This is a genomic window from Flagellimonas flava, assembly GCF_900129665.1.
In the GTDB taxonomy this organism is placed as follows: domain Bacteria; phylum Bacteroidota; class Bacteroidia; order Flavobacteriales; family Flavobacteriaceae; genus Flagellimonas; species Flagellimonas flava.
In genome coordinates, this window is record NZ_FQWL01000001.1 from 449,941 (window position 1) to 467,936 (window position 17,996).

At 43.3% G+C, this 17,996-nt stretch carries 13 protein-coding genes; 4 read left to right on the forward strand and 9 right to left on the reverse strand.

The features are described 5' to 3' along the window. Window positions 1–39: 39 nt before the first annotated feature. Both BUC10_RS01995 and BUC10_RS02000 read right to left on the reverse strand, forming a co-directional pair. Window positions 40–1,563, reverse strand: a complete 1,524-nt coding sequence (locus tag BUC10_RS01995; RefSeq protein ID WP_073176228.1) for a nuclear transport factor 2 family protein — start codon at window positions 1,561–1,563, stop codon at window positions 40–42. Then, on the reverse strand, window positions 1,560–3,773 hold the full coding sequence (locus BUC10_RS02000) for a bifunctional alpha,alpha-trehalose-phosphate synthase (UDP-forming)/trehalose-phosphatase (RefSeq protein WP_073176229.1): 2,214 nt from the start codon (window positions 3,771–3,773) through the stop codon (window positions 1,560–1,562). Before BUC10_RS02000 ends, BUC10_RS01995 begins: the two co-directional genes overlap by 4 nt. A gap of 102 nt (window positions 3,774–3,875) precedes the next feature. Between BUC10_RS02000 and BUC10_RS02005 the strand changes: the two genes are divergently transcribed. Then, window positions 3,876–5,675 (forward strand): glycoside hydrolase family 15 protein, encoded by a 1,800-nt coding sequence (locus BUC10_RS02005; RefSeq protein WP_073176230.1) that lies wholly within the window; start codon window positions 3,876–3,878, stop codon window positions 5,673–5,675. Here the strand turns inward: BUC10_RS02005 and BUC10_RS02010 are convergent. The 6 genes from BUC10_RS02010 to BUC10_RS02035 all read right to left on the reverse strand — a co-directional run bounded on the left by BUC10_RS02010 (window position 5,668) and on the right by BUC10_RS02035 (window position 13,587). Continuing rightward, window positions 5,668–7,113: a pyridoxal phosphate-dependent decarboxylase family protein gene (locus tag BUC10_RS02010; RefSeq protein WP_073176231.1), complete on the reverse strand. Its 1,446-nt coding sequence runs from the start codon at window positions 7,111–7,113 to the stop codon at window positions 5,668–5,670. The two genes, BUC10_RS02005 and BUC10_RS02010, sit on opposite strands and share 8 nt — an antisense overlap. Window positions 7,114–7,218: 105 nt before the next feature. Next, window positions 7,219–9,030, reverse strand: a complete 1,812-nt coding sequence (locus BUC10_RS02015) for an acyl-CoA dehydrogenase family protein (RefSeq protein ID WP_073176232.1) — start codon at window positions 9,028–9,030, stop codon at window positions 7,219–7,221. Window positions 9,031–9,065: 35 nt separating this feature from the next. Then, window positions 9,066–9,431: a four helix bundle protein gene (locus tag BUC10_RS02020; protein ID WP_073176233.1), complete on the reverse strand. Its 366-nt coding sequence runs from the start codon at window positions 9,429–9,431 to the stop codon at window positions 9,066–9,068. A gap of 33 nt (window positions 9,432–9,464) precedes the next feature. After that, the gene (locus BUC10_RS02025) at window positions 9,465–10,655 is read right to left on the reverse strand and encodes an acetyl-CoA C-acyltransferase (protein WP_073176234.1); all 1,191 of its coding nucleotides are present in this window, start codon (window positions 10,653–10,655) and stop codon (window positions 9,465–9,467) included. A 65-nt stretch (window positions 10,656–10,720) separates the two neighbouring features. After that, window positions 10,721–13,126, reverse strand: coding sequence for a 3-hydroxyacyl-CoA dehydrogenase/enoyl-CoA hydratase family protein (locus tag BUC10_RS02030; protein WP_073176235.1), 2,406 nt, complete (start codon window positions 13,124–13,126; stop codon window positions 10,721–10,723). Between the two features lie 14 nt (window positions 13,127–13,140). Then, window positions 13,141–13,587 carry a MarR family winged helix-turn-helix transcriptional regulator gene (locus BUC10_RS02035; protein ID WP_073176236.1) on the reverse strand — a complete coding sequence of 149 codons (447 nt, stop codon included), beginning with the start codon at window positions 13,585–13,587 and terminating at the stop codon, window positions 13,141–13,143. Between the two features lie 174 nt (window positions 13,588–13,761). Between BUC10_RS02035 and BUC10_RS02040 the strand changes: the two genes are divergently transcribed. From BUC10_RS02040 to BUC10_RS02050, 3 genes are all read left to right on the forward strand, one after another. Next, window positions 13,762–15,291, forward strand: coding sequence for an IPT/TIG domain-containing protein (locus tag BUC10_RS02040; RefSeq protein ID WP_073176237.1), 1,530 nt, complete (start codon window positions 13,762–13,764; stop codon window positions 15,289–15,291). Between the two features lie 85 nt (window positions 15,292–15,376). Further along, window positions 15,377–15,757 carry a type II toxin-antitoxin system Phd/YefM family antitoxin gene (locus BUC10_RS02045; protein ID WP_245812754.1) on the forward strand — a complete coding sequence of 127 codons (381 nt, stop codon included), beginning with the start codon at window positions 15,377–15,379 and terminating at the stop codon, window positions 15,755–15,757. Further along, entirely contained in the window at window positions 15,758–16,018 is a 261-nt protein-coding gene (locus BUC10_RS02050; protein ID WP_073176238.1) for a Txe/YoeB family addiction module toxin, read from the forward strand. Window positions 16,019–16,070: 52 nt separating this feature from the next. Here the strand turns inward: BUC10_RS02050 and BUC10_RS02055 are convergent, their stop codons facing one another. Beyond that, window positions 16,071–17,843 (reverse strand): AMP-dependent synthetase/ligase, encoded by a 1,773-nt coding sequence (locus BUC10_RS02055; protein ID WP_073176239.1) that lies wholly within the window; start codon window positions 17,841–17,843, stop codon window positions 16,071–16,073. Window positions 17,844–17,996: the final 153 nt, after the last annotated feature.

The following is a 17,996-nucleotide window of genomic DNA, read 5'->3' on the forward strand; positions in this document are numbered from 1 at the left end:
TGACGGGGTTCGGTGTTAAAAAAAGGAATTTCATTTCAATCACCGGATGAAGGTCACTTTGCTGATCTTACCATCTTCTACTTCGTAAATAGCTGCTGCAGTAATCTGGGAACCGTTTATAGTCACCGATTCATGGTCAATTACCTTGTTGCCGATGACCATTCGGTTTTTGATTTCGCAATGCAAATCCGGTGTGGACTCAAAAAAGGAACCATATCCTTCTTTCATTTCTACCTTGCTATCTTGAAAGACCTGGTTTGGGAAATTAAGTAATTTGATATCATCCGAATAAGTGTCCATAAAAGCATCGATATCCCGGTTATTGTAGGCGTCCAACTGCTCCTGTACAACCGCCTCGGTATCGTTGGTTTCCCGGTCAGGGAAAATAAACCGCATGGTGGCAATTAGGCCATTTTTTACCTCATAAATAGCCACTTGATGTCCCTTACGCCCATCAACATCGGTAATTTCTTCGTCAATAACCGTGTTGCCGATACGGATGCGCTTTACGACTTCAACCTTGGCCGTTTCCGTATTGTCATAAAATCGTTGGTAGCTTTCGGTCATTTTTTCCCTGCCTCTGTACATGGTGTCATCAGGAAAACGCTGCACAAGGACATCTTCAGCATAGCAGGACACAAACCCATAAAGGTCACCAGCGTTAAAAGTACTTACTTGGCGGTCGATCAATTTTACAGGTGACTCCTCAGCGGCAAAAGCCAATCGGGTTCCGCTGGAATTTACGGCCATACGGCTGATATTGTTGATTTCATCCAAGTCAAATCGCATTACAGTTTCCCAGCCTTGGTCGGATTTTGTATCCAGTTTCATGATGGATTTACCCACTCCGGTCAAAAGGGTATGCCCATTTAGCCAACAATAATCCTCACTGTTTTCCGGAACATCAGCGATTTTCCCAGTGGCTCCTGTGATCGGATTGAGGGATTTGATTTCCCAAGTTTCATTTTCCTTGCTGATATAGCTAATGAGCTCGGTTCCAGGAATTTTATGAAGAGAGCGGCCTACCTTTTTTTGATAGGTACGGTTGGAACCATCTATAAGATTACTCACGACCAAATCCAGACGATTGGCAACTAGGACCGAAGAGACAATAATATCAGGGTTATACCAAACGTGATAACCTACTTTCAAATTGGGTAAAATAGGTGTTGACTCCCCGTTCTTTAGGTCGTATGCATAAAGCAACTGCAGACCATCCAAATCCAAGCGGATGGCGGAAACTGCATTTTTACCCGGTACTTTTAGGGGCGAATATTCGCTTCCGGTTGGCGTGTTGCTTATCCAAGAGATAGTGCTTCCTCCCTCGATATTGAAACGCAAAATATCGGTCTGGTCGGCTCGCGTGGAGGAGAAAAGCAGGGTGTTGTCATTTAAAAACGAGGGCTGATTATCGTAGCCTTCGTTATTGGAAATGTTTTTCGGGTTGGTCAAAACAGGATTGCCATCTTCCACCTTCAAATCGAACAGGTATACCTCCGTGCTGACCTGCGAAGTGGCATAAAATCCTAGAAACAGTAAAATGTGGGGCAGTTTATGAATCATTGCATTGTAAATTCCTTAAGAAGTTCCCTAACTCGTTTCGTGTTTTCTACGTAGTATTTGGCTTGGGTCTTCTTTAATCCGACTTTTACCGTAACCGCGGTTTCCGGTAATTCCTGAAACATATATTCGTCCGTCCAGTCATCTCCAATTGCAAAGATAAAGTCGTAATTATCCTCACCCATCATTCTGACTGAAGCCCGTCCCTTGTTGACATTGCTGCTTTTCACCTCCATTACCTTGTTTCCGTTCAAAACGCTGATACCATCATTCCCAATTAGGCTGGTGAGGACCGTGTTTAATTCGGTAGCCCTTTTTTCGCCAAAATCAGGGTCGGTATTTCTATAGTGCCAGGCCATGGAGTAGTTTTTTTCCTCAATAAAAGAACCAGGAGTTCTATCCACAAAAGATTCCAAAACTGGTTTTATCTTTTCCATCCATTCCCCTTTTACATTTTCAAGCATTTTAAATTCTTCCCCTCCGGTTGAAATCCAAACCCCATGCTCAACTATCATATTATATTTTCTATCCAAAAACCATTTGGTGAAGGTCTGTTTGTCCCTACCGCTGATGAGGAACAAGGTGGTGTTCTTATCATTGTGCAATTGATCAAGCAATTGGTACAACTCATCATCCGGAGTGGCTTTTTGGGGATCCTTATGAAAACCGGTCAAGGTGCCATCATAGTCTAGGAACAAGAGCCTTTTTTTAGCTTCCGAATATTGTTTGGTGACTTTATTTAGAATAGATGGTGACATTTTTTGTGAAACAAAGGCATCATCATCCCCCTCGCTCTTTTTATTGAGTGCATGCATGAATTCATTCGCCCATACCTCAACATTATAGCGTTCCAAACGGTTTTGTAAGAACATGTTCCTCGCCATTTGTTCTTCTTTGGGCATGGTTATGGCGGCCTTTAGTGTATCTGCCTGCTGCTCAAAATTATTGGGGTTGATGAGCAAAGCCTCATTCATTTCGTAGGCGGACCCGGCCATTTCACTTAAAATGAGCACGCCAGTTTTATCTATTCTTGTGGCGATGTATTCCTTGGCCACCAAATTCATTCCATCCCGTAAGGGAGTAAGCCAGGCTATGTCACTTGATGTATAGAGGTCAATGAGGTTCTCGAAGGGCAGGGAGCGGTAGAAGTACCAAATTGGAGTCCAATTTACTGTGGATAGCTCCCCATTGATTCGACCTACGAGCTCATCGATTTCTTTTTTGAGCAACTGGTATTGCGGAACATTGGACCTTGACGGAACGGCTAAGATAATCAGGCGCACTTTTTCTTTGTATTCCGGGTATTTGTTGAGAAAATATTCAAAGGCATTTATGCGCTTTGCAATACCCTTACTGTAATCCAATCTATCTATGGAGAGGATAAGCTTGGTGTCTGGGGCCGAGGCCTTATGGTCGTCTAATTTTACCTGTAGGTCGCTCCTTTTTTCGTGTATGTTTTTTCCATGGAGGAGGGCAGCGTCCCTGAATTTTTTATAATCGATACCCATGGGAAATGAATCCACCTTGATTACCCTGTGGTCCAGATAGACGTCGTTAAAGCTTACATCGAGTCCAAGAAGTCTTCGTACAGAACTCAAAAAATGCCTTTCGTAATCATAGGTGTGGAAACCAATGAGGTCGGACCCCAAAAGCCCTTGCAATACTTCTTCCCTCCAAGGAAGTGTTCTGAATATCTCATACGAAGGGAAAGGAATGTGCAAAAAGAACCCTATAGAGGTGTTGGGTCGTTTTTCACGAACCATCTGTGGAACCAGCATTAGCTGGTAATCATGGACCCAGATGGTATCATTTTCATCGGATTTTTCGATTATGGCATCCGCGAACTTTTGGTTCACAGCCTTGTAAACGTCCCAAAAATCCAACTCAAATTCTGTGTATTCCATAAAGTAATGGAACAAAGGCCACACAGTACGGTTGCTGAATCCAAAATAAAACCCTTCAATTTCTTTAGCCGTTAAATTCACCTTTGCACATCCATGCTCTTTTAAGGCCTTGTCTATGTCCTTTTCAAGCGCAGGAGGTGTATCCTCTTCCGTAAGCCCGGACCAGCCAATCCATAAACTTTCCCCACCACTGTGTACTGATTTCATGCCAGTGGCCAAACCTCCAACACTAGGAATTGCGGTGAGACCGCCATCACTTATTTGTAATTGAACTGGCAGTCTATTGGAAATAATTATAGTTTTACTCATGAAAGGTGATTTTAGGACTAAAATGTAATAAAATTCCTATTTTTTCGATTTAATAGAAGGTAAAAAAACCAACGTTAACCAACAGAATTTTAAATCCTTAGTATGGATAACCTAAATTACGGAATAATTGGAAACTGTAGAAGCGCCGCGTTAATTTCAGATACAGGCTCTTTGGAATGGTGTTGTCTGCCGCAGTTTGATTCCACTTCTGTCTTTGCAAAACTCCTGGACCACGAAAAGGGAGGAAGCTTCGAGATTAAAACCAAATACAATTACGAAATACATCAAGAGTATTACAAAAATACGGCCATATTGGTGACCCGCTACTCGGATGGCGAAAACACCTTTGAGGTGCATGACTTTATGCCGCGTTACCATAAACTGACTGGTAAATATAATGCCCCGCCAGAGATTGTGCGTTATGTCAAGCACATATCTGGGGCACCCAGATTTAGCGTACACTACGACCCTAGATTGGAATATGCCCAAGGGAATACCACCAATCATGTAAAGGCCAATTTTATTGTGAGCCTTACCAACAAACAAAAATTTGACACCCTCTTTTTGTACACTTCGTTCAATAAGAACAGTGTGATATCAGGGGATGAAATTGTGTTAAAGGAAGATGGTTATTTCCTTATTTGCTATAACGAGAAGATTTTGAAACCCACAACCCAAAAAATGTCTTTGGAGTTGGAGCGCACCAAGATTTATTGGTTGGATTGGGTAGATAGAACTCCTACATACAAGCAGTTCAACGATGAAATTATGCGGAGTGCCATTACGCTAAAAATGCTCACCTACGATAAAACTGGAGCGGTTTTGGCGGCAGCCACCACCTCTTTGCCCGAAACCATTGGAGAGGTCAGGAATTGGGACTATCGCTTCTGTTGGATTCGGGATGCTTCCATGGTAATCAAAGTGGTTTCGGAACTTGGCCATAAGAATTCTGCAAAGAGATACCTTCAATTTATTATTGATTTGATGCCCGATAAGGACGAAAAACTTCAAATCATGTATGGTATCAACAAACAAAAAACGCTTACAGAAAAGACATTGGACCATCTAGACGGGTACAAAGGATCCAAACCTGTTCGCATTGGTAATGCTGCGTACAAGCAAAAACAAAATGACATCTATGGTATATTAATGGATGTGATTTATGAGCAGCTGGTGAAGTTCAGCAACGATATTGAGAATGGGGAAGAACTTTGGAGCATTACCAAGGGAATCGTTTGGATTGTCAATAAACACTGGCGTGAACCGGATAAAGGTATTTGGGAATTCAGGGGAGAAGATCGGCATTTCACCTTTTCCAAGGTACTTTGTTGGGTAGCACTGGACCGAGCTATCAAAGTAGCGCGAATTTTCGGAAAGCACCGTAAAATTGAGCAATGGACGGCCCTTGAGCAAGAAATAAAAGAAGATATCCATGAACATGCATGGAACAGTGAGGTCAATGCGTTTGTCCAGTCTTATGGCTCCAATCATTTGGATGCTTCGGTGTTGCTAATGGAATCCTATGGGTTCATTCACGCCAAAGACCCCAAGTTTGTAAGTACGGTTAAGGCCATCGAAGAAGACCTGAGCAATGATGGTCTGTTATACCGATACAAGAACGAAGATGATTTTGGCCTGCCATCCTCATCGTTTACCATTTGTACGTTCTGGTTCATCAACAGCCTGTTCAAGATAGGGGAAGAGGAGAAAGCCCTGGCCCATTTTGAGCGCTTGTTGGGCTATAGCAATCACTTGGGACTATTTAGTGAGGATATCGACTTTAAGACGAAACGCTTGTTGGGGAATTTTCCTCAAGCTTATTCCCATTTGGCTTTGATTGAATGCGCCATCAATTTCTCCCGCAAAAAGAGCGAGGAAAAGATTTTGGAATCCATTAGCTGATAGGCTGTGTCAGTTTCTTTTCTGCAATTTGGGTAATTCGCTCCAAGAGCTGTTCCAAATGAGAAGTAGTGGTAAATGGATTCATCAAGGTTGTTCTTAGGTAATGGATACCATTGAGTTTGGTCTGCACCAGATAAAACTCCCCATCTCCCAGCAATTCTTGCCGTATTGAAGCGTTCAGAGCATCCAATTCCTTTGGATTGAGCTTGTCATCCGCAAACCGGAAACAAAGAATGTTGGACATGGGCTGGAACGCCAGTTCAAATTGTTGTTTAGCTCTAATGATTTCTGCGAATGCTTTGGCCAAATCATATAGGACAGTTACATTTTGATCGAATACATCTTTGCCATACATTTTTAATAAAAGAAACCAATGCAGGCTCATCATGGACTTGGTGCACTCAAAAGTTCTTTTGCCGCCATTGTACCAATCTTCCTCTTCTGTTTCCGTGAGCAGATAATCCGCTTTTTGGGCAAAAGTGGAATGCGAATGCGCACCGTCCTTAAAAATCAAAGCTGTTGTAATAGTGGGCATCATTAGCATTTTGTGACCATCGATGACCACGGAATCCGATTTTTCAATGCCTTGTAGTAAATGCTTGTATTTTTTGGAAAAAATAGCGGCACCTCCATGTGCTCCATCCACATGAAACCAAAGCTTATGTTTTGAAGCGAACTCGGCAATGGCATTCAAATCGTCATAAATACCTGTGGCCGTCGAGGGTGCACTGCCAACAATGGCAAAAATCTGGATGCCCTTTTCCATGGCTTTTTGTAGATGAGCTTCCAACTGACTTATATCCATACTAAAATCTGAGTCAACCGGGATTTTAAAGATACCTTGTTCACCCAATCCCATAATTTTAGCTGCTCTATCAACACAGTAGTGGGCTTCTTCACTAACCATAATTCCCAAGGGTTGGTTGTGTCCATTGTTCCAAACATCATTATCCACCCTTGCTTTTCTTGCCGCCAGTAGCGCGGTAAGATTGGCCAATGTACCTCCTGAGGTAAGAATACCACGTGATATAGAATCATAACCCAATTTTTCAGCTAACAGGTCACAAACAATGCGTTCCATGGCTGTGGGGGACATACCCATTTCGTAAACCGCCATTCCATTATTGAGCATGGAACCAAGCATTCCCGTAAGTGCTCCAACTGGAGCTGGTGCAGCCACCTGATGCCCCACATATTTTGGATTATGGGTATGTGTTGTGCGAAGTAATACTTCCTTGAAGAATTCATCAGTTGAACCGTTTTTCAAAAACCCTTTCCAGAATTCAAGTTCGTTGTCCGGTTCGTTCCAATTGATAGTTTTTTCGCTTTCTCCCTGAGTGGTATTTTGTATATGGTTGGCCAAAAGGTCTACCAATTGGTATCCCATTTCCTTAAAATCCTCAGCATTGTATGCGGATTTGAGCAATTCATTATCCATTGGATAAAGTTATGGGGATTGCCCAAAGCTTCAAAATAAACCATAAAAAAACCGCCTCGAAAGAGGCGGTTCCCAAATTAAGCTTTGTTTCAGCATTTATTTGAATTAGTCAAAGGTATACCCATTATCCGCAGCTACTTTATCCGCTATTTCGGTACGGAGTGCCACGACATTGGGTTGATTTGTATATTTCGTAAAGCGTTTAAGGCCCATTAGCATCATGCGCTGCTCATCTCCTTCTGCAAATGAGATGATGGCTTCTTTTCCTTTTTGGTTGATAATATCAACAGCACGATACAAATACAATTTAGACATTGCAATTTGCGTTGCTTGAGAATCTTCGCCAAATCTTTTGGCGTTTTTCTCCGTGCGTAAGATAGTGGATTCTGCCAAATAGATCTGTATCAAAATGTCCGCAGCTGACATTAATAGCATTTGGTGCTCTTCCAAGCTTGGTCCAAATTTTTGAACTGCACTTCCCGCCACCATAAGGAATACCTTTTTCAAACGGGCTACCAAATCTTTTTCTTCGGAGAACAGCTCGGAAAAGTCGGGAGTGTCAAAGGATGGGATTCCCATGAGTTCTTCACCCACGGCAGTTGCAGGGCCCAATAAATCCACATGGCCTTTCATGGCCTTTTTTACCAACATTCCAACAGCCAACATTCTGTTGATTTCATTGGTGCCTTCATAAATTCGTGAGATTCGCGCATCACGCCAAGCTGATTCCATCGGGGTATCTGCACTGAAGCCCATTCCACCAAAGATTTGGATGCCCTCGTCAGTAGTATGCTGTACGTGTTCTGACACAGCTACCTTTAAGATAGAGCATTCAATGGCATATTCCTCAACTCCTTTAAGCTCTGCTTCTTGATGGGAATTTCCATCTGCTTCACGAATGGCAATTCTGTCCTCAATATTCTTCGCAGCACGATAACAGGCCGATTCATCCGCATAGGCGTTGGTGGCCATATCAGCAATTTTGGCCTTTATCGCGCCAAAATTCACAATTGGTGTTTTGAACTGGATACGTTCATTGGCGTACTTGGCAGCCTCGTTGATGACCCTTCTTTGTGCCTCCAAACAGGCCGCAGCCAATTTGATACGTCCCACATTAAGGGCATTCATGGCAATTTTGAACCCATTGCCTCTTTCAGAAAGCATATTTTCTACGGGAACCTTGGTCTCACTGAAAAAGACTTGTCTGGTAGAGGAGGAGTGGATACCCAACTTCTTTTCCTCATCGCCTAGGGAGATGCCATTTTCTGGATCATTTTCAACAATAAAACCGGTGATATTTTTATCGTCCTCGATTCTTGCAAAAACAATGAACAGGTTGCAGAAGCCCGCATTGGAAATCCACATTTTTTGGCCGGTAATACTGTAATGTTTTCCATCCTCGGATAAAACCGCCTTGGTTTTTCCAGAATTGGCATCGGAACCAGCACCAGGTTCTGTAAGGCAATAGGCACCAAACCATTCACCCGAAGCCAACTTTGGAACATATTTCTGCTTTTGCTCTTCGGTTCCGTACAAGGTAATCGGCATGGTTCCGATTCCTGTATGCGCACCAAAAGCCGTACTGAACGAACCGGTGGCACCTGAGATGTAATCACAGACCAACATGGTAGAGACAAAGCCCATTCCCATTCCACCATAGGACTCTGGAACCGCTACACTTAATAATCCAAGTTCTCCAGCTTTGCGCATGGTTTCTTCGGTGTAGGCGTAATCCTTTTTCTCGAAACGTTCCCAATGTGCCCAAAGTTCGCGGTCCACAAATTCTTTGGTGCTTTCGCGCATCATTTTTTGCTCCTCGTTCAAATCCTCTAGGGTGAACACATCTTCGCAATCTGTTTCCTTGACCAAGAACTGGCCGCCTCGTAGGATGTCTTTATTTAGGGTTTCTGTACTCATGATAACTAAGATTTAAAAGATTCAAGAACCAAGAATCAAGACTTTTTGTTAAGTCCGTTTTGGAAGCCTGAAATCATTTTTTGTAATTGTTCTATTTTGTTTGACAAATGGAGAAATTTATTTTCCCCGATATACTTTCTTCGGTATGCAATTATCAGTTGCGTTTCCCATTCAAATGTTGAACCCAAACTGGTTTCTAAATAGTTGTTCAAATGCTTTTCCGAAGACTTGCTTGTTCCTTCGGCAATATTGCTTGGAATGGACACAGCACATCTGATTAACTGGGAGGTCAAGTTGTATTTTTCAAGATCTGGAAAGTTTCGGATGAAGTTGTAGGTTTCATCAACTATTTTCATTCCCTCTTCCCATATCTTAAGTTTCTTGAAATTATGCCTACCCATAAATCTTGTTTCTTGTCTCTAAAAGTCTTTTCTCTAATTCAAAAACTCATAAATCCCGGCAGCGCCTTGTCCGGTTCCTACACACATGGTCACCATGCCGTATTTTCCTTTCATGTCGCGCTTGCGCATTTCATCAAAAAGTTGAACGGAAAGCTTGGCTCCAGTGCAACCTAAAGGATGTCCCAACGCAATGGCTCCCCCATTTACATTCACGATTTCCTGATTTAAATCCAGCTCTCGCATCACGGCCAGGGATTGAGAGGCAAAGGCCTCGTTCAACTCAATCAACTCCACATCGTTCTGCTTCAATCCTGCCTGCTTTAATGCTTTTGGAATGGCCTTCACCGGACCAATTCCCATGATTCTGGGTTCTACCCCAGCTGCAGCGTAATTCACAAGTCGAGCGATAGGTTCCAAATTCAATTCTTTTACCATTTCCTCGCTCATTACCATCACAAAAGCAGCTCCATCACTCATCTGCGAGGAATTCCCTGCCGTAACACTACCGCCAGCTGCAAAAACAGGGCGCAACTTGTTGAGGGTAGGGATGTTGGTGCCTTTTCTTGGCCCTTCATCCTTGTTTACAGTATAGGTTTTGGTTTCTTTTTTACCAGCATCGTTCACAAAGGTGTGCTCCACCTCTATAGGAACAATCTGATCTTGAAACCTGTTTTCCTCTTGCGCTTTCAAAGCCTTCATATGAGAGCTATATGCAAATACATCCTGGTCTTCTCGGGATACCTTAAATTGCTGGGCCACTGCTTCGGCGGTCAATCCCATACCCCAGTAGTAATCCTCGTTCCCTTCCTTTGCCGTGGCGTAATCAGGGGTAGGTTTGTATCCACCCATGGGAATGTAGCTCATACTCTCCGAACCTCCGGCAATAATGCAATCCGCCATTCCCGATTGGATCTTGGCCGTAGCAATCCCAATAGTCTCCAAACCTGAGGCACAGTACCGGTTCACGGTAACCCCGGGAACATCATCAATGTTCAATCCCATCAACGAGATAAGTCGTGCCATATTGAGACCTTGTTCGGCTTCCGGCATGGCATTCCCAACTATCACGTCATCAATGCGTTTTTTGTCCAGATTGGGCAATTCCTTCATCATGTGTTCAATGGTCTCTGCGGCCAATTCATCTGGTCTTTTGAAACGGAACAACCCTCTGGGTGCTTTCCCCACTGCGGTCCTGTATGCTTTTACTATGTATGCTGTTTTCATTTTTTATCGATATAAGAGGTAAGAGCCAAGAATCAAGACGGTGTCTTGGCTCCTTTTTCTAAATTCTAGTTTCTCAAGGGTTTTCCCGTTTTCAACATGTGTTGAATGCGTTCCAAAGTTTTTCGTTCTGTACAAAGGGATAGGAAGGCTTCGCGTTCCAAATCCAATAAATATTGTTCGGACACATAACTTGCTTCGGATAGGTCACCACCGGCCATTACGTAGGCCAACTTATCGGCGATTTTCTTATCGTGTTCCGAGATATAGTGTCCAGCTTCCATGGAATCCGTTCCCACTAAGAACATTCCCAAGGCCTGTTTTCCAAGAACTTTTACGTCTTTTCGTTTCACGGGTTGCGTATAGCCAGCTTCTGCCATCAATTTAGCATAAGCCTTGGCCGTAGCTATTTGTCGGTCTTTGTTGACCACCACTACATCCTTGCCTTTTTGGAGGATACCCAAATCGTATGCTTCATAGGCAGATGTGGATACCTTGGCCATACCGATAGTGAGGAAATACTCTTGCAACACGTTCAATTCCACATCATTTTTACGGAAAGTATCAGATGCCCTTAAGGCCATTTCCTTGGAACCGCCCCCTCCGGGAATCACACCCACACCAAACTCCACCAGGCCGATATAGGTCTCCGCTGCCGCCACAATTTTATCGGCATGCAGTGATAGTTCACATCCTCCGCCCAGGCACATACCGTGTGGAGCGGATATGGTAGGAATGGAAGAATATCGCATCCGCATCATGGTATCCTGGAAGTATTTGATGGCCATATTAAGCTCGTCGTACTCCTGTTCCACGGCCATCATGAAAATCATTCCAATATTGGCCCCAACGGAGAAATTTGCAGCTTGGTTACCAACCACCAAACCTTGAAAATCCTTCTCAGCAAGGTCAACAGCTTTGTTCAGACCAGCTAAAACATCGCCCCCAATGGTGTTCATTTTGGACTGGAACTCTACATTGAGGATGCCATCGCCCAAATCTTCGATCACCACTCCACTGTTCTTGAAGACTTCGTTTGATTTTCTAATATTGTCCAAGATGATAAAGGCATCTTGACCGGGAACCTTTTCCAAGGTTTTTTTAGGGATATTATAATAATAAGTAGCCCCTTCCTTTACGGAATAGAAGGCATCCACACCGGCAGCTTTCATGTCGGTCACCCAAGCGGCAGGCTCCAATCCTTCGGCTTTTATAAGTTCCAAACCCTTGTCCAAGCCAATGGCATCCCAAATCTGGAAGGGACCATGTTCCCATCCAAAACCGGCCTTCATGGCATCATCTATTTTGTATAGTTCATCCGTGATCTCCGGAATTCTGTGCGAAACATAGGCGAAGAGGGCACCAAAACTCTTTCTGTAAAACTCACCGGCTTTATCCTTTCCTCCAACAAGCACCGAAAACCGGTCCACAACTTTATCAATGGTTTTGGTCAGCTCAAGGGTGGCGAATTTGGCACTTTTCTTGGAGCGATAATCCATGGTATCCAAATCCAAGGTCAAGATTTCACTCTTGCCCTTCTCGTCTTTTACTTTTTTATAGAACCCTTGTCCAGACTTGCTTCCCAACCATTTGTTGTCCACCATGGTCTTGATGAAACCCGGCAGTTGGAAGAGTTCCAATCGCTCATCCTCCGTACAATTTTCATGGATTCCGTTGGCCACATGCACCAGTGTATCCAGACCTACCACATCCACTGTACGGAAGGTGGCGGATTTGGGTCGACCTATAACAGGTCCGGTCAACTTGTCCACTTCTTCCACAGTCATGCCCAAATCCTTCACTGCATGGAACAGGCTTTGAATACTAAAAATTCCAATTCGGTTACCAATAAATGCTGGGGTGTCCTTGGCGACCACAGAGGTCTTGCCCAAAAACTGCTCGCCGTATCCATTCAAGAAATCCAAGACATCTGGGGAGGTTTTTGGCCCAGGGATGATCTCAAAAAGTTTGAGATACCTCGCAGGATTAAAGAAGTGCGTCCCACAGAAATGTTTTTGGAAGTCTTCGCTGCGTCCTTCACTCATAAACTTGATGGGAATACCAGAAGTGTTGGATGTGATCAGCGTTCCTGGAGTTCTATGCTTTTCAAGGTTCTCAAAAACCTGTTTTTTGATATCCAGGCGTTCCACTACCACTTCAATGATCCAATCCACATCGGCCACTTTGGCAACGTCATCCTCCAGATTCCCAGTAGTGATCCTATTGGCAAATTTCTTGTGATATATAGGGGACGGTTTGGATTTTAGGGCAGCTGTCAGGGAATCGTTCACCAAGCGGTTGCGCACCACTTTGTCCTCCAAGCTCAAGCCTTTGCCTTTTTCTTTGTCGTTAAGTTCCCGGGGAACAATATCGAGCAATAAAACTTCGACCCCGATATTGGCAAAGTGACAGGCAATGCCGCTGCCCATGATTCCGGAGCCTATGACGGCAACTTTATTGATATGCCTTTTCATGTATTATGTTGGAATTAATTTGTTGATTTTATATATACTTTCTTATCCGTGATCAGTTTATTGATCACCATTGCGGTCTTAAAAAAGCTGGTCAAATCCTCCTCCGCAACATGTTCCCGAACCACTTCGTTAAACCGAAGGACCACATCTTTGGAGTCCTTCCTTTTTTCCAGCCCAAGAGCGGTGAGGTGAATCAATACCCCTCGTCCGTCCTTTGGATTTGGTTTGCGTTGGATATATCCCCGTTCCTCAATATTCTTTAGGATTCTTGAGAGGCTGGTGGCCTCCATTCCCATTTTGGGTCCCAAAGCAGTGCTGGGTGTACCTTTTTTTGGGTCGATGCTTAAGAGCGTAAAACCTATGGCCATGGTAAGCCCGTAGTGCTTGGCTTCTTCATTGTACATTTTGCTTACCGCTTGCCATGTGGCCCTTAAGGCATAATCGATGGTCAATTCTTTCATAGAACAGGATTGGTTCTCAAATATACAAAAATTTATTATGCATGCATAATAAATTAAATTTAGTTTCAAAGCAGGTTTTGCATAAAAAGGTTATCCGTCAATTCAAAAGGGGCATCCGTCAATTTAGAGCCATTTTTTTCATCATAAGAAAATAGACTTGCTCCAAAATTTAAGATGATGAAAAAAAAATGGAATTTCATTTTAGTATTGGCCGCAACAGGTATTTTGGTGCTGGCCTGTAGTAAAAACAAAGATGATGAAACCCCTCCGGAGGAAACCAGGGTTCCAGAGATTACCAATTTTACGCCCTTATCTCAGGAAGTAGGTTTAACCGTGACTATCAACGGTAAAAACTTTGCCACCACCACTAGTGGGAATGTAGTACAATTTAATGGGGTGAATGCCTCCTTGAACAGTGCCACAGCTAACCAATTGGTAGCTGTTGTGCCCAGTGGGGATATCACCGGAAAGATCACCGTTACCGTGGATGGGGAGAAGGCCACAAGTGGGCAAACGTTTACGGTACTGACCGGACCATCTATAGTATTGGACCAAACAGAATTAAATCTGCAAACCTTGGATACGGCTACTTTGAGTATTGCCAACAGCTCTGAATTTGAAGGGCAGACGGTAGCATGGAACTCTGATAATAAGGCTTCCGTGCTTGTTGACGAGGAAGGTAATCTAAAAGCAGTGGGAGGTGGTATGGCAACTATTACCGCGACCATTGGAGAGCTTACGGCAACGGCTGAAATCACTGTTAATGCTGCGGCTTTCATTGCAGGAATGGATAATTATATGGCCAAGATATGGCGAAATAATAAGGAATACCTATCCTTGGAAATGGGTGATGGAGATGAGGGAGAGGTTTATGAGTTGGTTTTGGCCGATACAGGGGATTTATATGCTGCTGGTTATATTTACGATAATGACCAAGAAAAAAGTACAGCTGCAGTATGGAAAAATGGTGAATTGGATTTTTCGTTAACGGCTGGGGGAGATTATCTGGAATCAGATGCACATGGCATTTATGTGACAAAAGCGGGTGATGTTTTTGTGGTCGGTTCCGCCTTTGATAGTAATCTTAATGAGCGATTGGGAGTATTGTGGAGAAATGGAAACGTGTTGCATACCCTACATGAGGTCGAAGGAGCTGGTGGATATTTAAGAGCTATAACCGTTGATGAAGACAGTGGAACAGTATATGCCACAGGTGACGAAAACTTGACAGCCTATGTTTTGGTTGATGGCGTCGTAGAGCAATGGTCTAAAGAAGGCATCTATTCCAATGCAAACGATATCGAAGTCCAGGGCGGGAATGTATACGTTGTTGGAAGTGAAGGAGGCAAGGGCACCCTATGGGAAAACGGCAATCCTTTTGAATTGCCATCAGAAAATGGCTCCTATGCAACTTCTATTTTTATAACCGAATCTGGAGACCAATATATAGGTGGGGTACAGTATTCCCAAAATAGTTCTTATGGCTCTATATGGGAAAACGGAAATGAGGTTATGTTGTCGGACACCAATGGGGTGGTATTGGAGTCAATTTATGTTTACGAAGGCGATGGTGAAATCTATTATGCCGGTTGGCATGAAATAGATAAGGTAGCTAAATTTTGGAGCAGACAAGATAGTTCGGCAATCGATTTAGCAGGCGGCGAAGGTATGAATGCAACCGCTTATTCAATTGTTGTAAAGTAATTATTGAGAGCTATATTATAGCAACACACCCCTAACCCCTCTCAAGAGGGGAGCACCATTCGATCCCTTTTAGAAAACTCCCTTCTTGAGAAGGGAAGATTTCGGGCAGCGAAATCAGGGATGTGTGGGTATGGAAAATAAAACCTTCCGCAAAGTGGAGGGCTCCTCAACCCTAAAAATAAGTACTTATATGCGTACGTTTTATTATCTTTACGGAATGGAAACCGTAAATTATACAGATTTTAGAGCCAATCTGAAATATTGGTTAGACAAAGTGGTCAATGATGTCAGTGATATTGTCATTAAACGTAAGAACGGCAAGGATTTGGTTTTGATTTCCTTGGACGAATATAACTCCCTTAAAGAGACCGCTTATTTGCTCTCCGGTAAAAATCGCGATGTGCTTTTGGAATCCATAAAGGAATTGGAATCTGGAAAAGGTGTTCAAAAAGACTTGATCGAATAAATGTCAATACTCTGGTCGGCGTCTTCCTGGGCAGACTATCTATATTGGCAAAGGACCGATAAAAAGATAGCTCAAAGAATCAATGATCTGATTAAATCTTGCCAGCGTACTCCTTTTGAGGGAATAGGGAAACCTGAGGCATTGAAGGGTGATTTACAAGGTTATTGGTCAAGAAGAATAACTTCTGAACATCGGTTGATCTATAAATTTGAGGATGGGAAGTTGATGATTGCTTCTTGTCGATACCATTATGGAAAATAAAAACCCTCCGCAAAGCGGAGGGTTCCTTTTTTGGTTGGATAGTTAGTAACTTCTAACCTCCATAAATACTGTTATAGAGGTCCAAATACTTTTCTTTAACAATTTTGCGGCGGAGTTTCATGGTGGGGGTCAAGTGGCCATCGTCCACACTCCATACATCTGGGGTAAGCCTAAACTGCTTTACCTTTTCCCACTTGGCAAACTCCTCATTGGCCATATCCACTTCTTCCTGGATGCGGGAAATTACCTTGTCGTTTAAAATGATATCCGAATTGGCACCAATGGTCACTTCATGACGGTTGGCCCATTCGTGTAAAAATTCAAAGTTGGGCTGTATAAGTGCAGCAGGCATTTTTTCGCCTTCGCCCACCACCATGATCTGTTCTATAAATCGGGATTGCTTAAATCGGTTTTCCAACAATTGTGGAGCCACATATTTTCCACCAGAGGTTTTGAACATCTCTTTTTTACGATCGGTTATTTTTAGGAAGCCATCGGCATCCACTTCGCCAATATCTCCCGTGTGGAAATAACCATCTTTGAGCACCTCGGACGTTTTTTCTGGGTCTTTGTAATAGCCCTGCATGACTTGTGGCCCTTTGATGCAGATTTCGCCGTCATCGGCAATTTTAACTTCTGTTCTTGCAATAGGCCTACCTACGGTACCAATTTTAAAACCGCTTTCACGCATATCGTTTACGGAAACCACAGGAGAAGTCTCGGTGAGCCCGTAGCCTTCCATAACACCCATTTCCGCCGCATTGAAAATACGTGCCAATCGGGGTTGTAGGGCCGCGCTACCAGAGGCTATTAACTTGAGGTTGCCACCAAGCCCTTCCTTCCATTTGCTGAAAATGAGTTTACGGGCCAAGGCCAATTTCTTTTCGTACCACCAGCCATTCTGACCATAGGGTTCGTATTTTAATCCCACTTCAACGGCCCAGAAGAATAATTTCTTTTTGATACCACTAAGGGCAGCACCCTTGGCGATTATTTTGTCGTATACCTTTTCCAGGAGTCGTGGTACGGCTGTCATCACATGCGGACAGGTTTCCTTTAGATTGTCGCTGATGGTTTCCAGTGATTCCGCATAATGTATGGCCACTCCCCTGTATTGATACAAGTAAATCAGCATACGTTCGTATACATGGCATAGCGGTAGAAAACTCAAAGACTTGGTCTCTCCATCCACAATGGGAAACCGTTTTGAGCTCTCTATGGCATTGCTGACCAAATTATCGTGCGATAGCATTACCCCTTTCGGTCTACCAGTGGTTCCGGAGGTATAAATTAAGGTGGCAAGGTCATTGGGTGTTACCTGGGCCTTTAGTTTTTCTACCTCTTCCTGGTTGGAATCATCAGCTCCCAGTTCCAAAACCTCTTTCCAATTCTTGCAATTACCAAGGTTGTCAAAGGAATACACGTCCCTTAGATTCTTGATTTTGGAAGAAACTTCCAAAACCTTTTCCAGGACCTCACCACAAGAAACAAAACAGTACTTGGCTTCGGAATGGTTGAGCACATATTCGTAATCGGAGGCTGATATGGTCGGATATATCGGTACATTTTGTGCTCCAATCTGAAGGATGCCAATATCCATGATGTTCCATTCCGTTCGGTTGTTCATGGAGATTACGGCAATCTTGTCGTTTGGTTTAACCCCCATTCGCAGCAAGGCCCTGCTCACGGCATTTGCCTGATCTATATAGGCTTGGGTGGAAGTAGCTTCCCACTTGCCGTTGTATTTGGTGACCAGCGAATTTTTAAGGGGGAATTTTTCCAATTGGTAATATGGAAAATCAAATAATCTGGTAACTGTTTGCATAGTAAGTTTCTGTAAAGTAATTGCAAAATAGGGAAAGGATGCCGGATTTTAAAATGGAAAATTCAATTAGAAGCCTATTTACTTGTTAAAAACCCATTTTTTGCAAGGGCGCAAGTTTTTGGAAAAATAAGCATCAAAATAAGAACAGATACT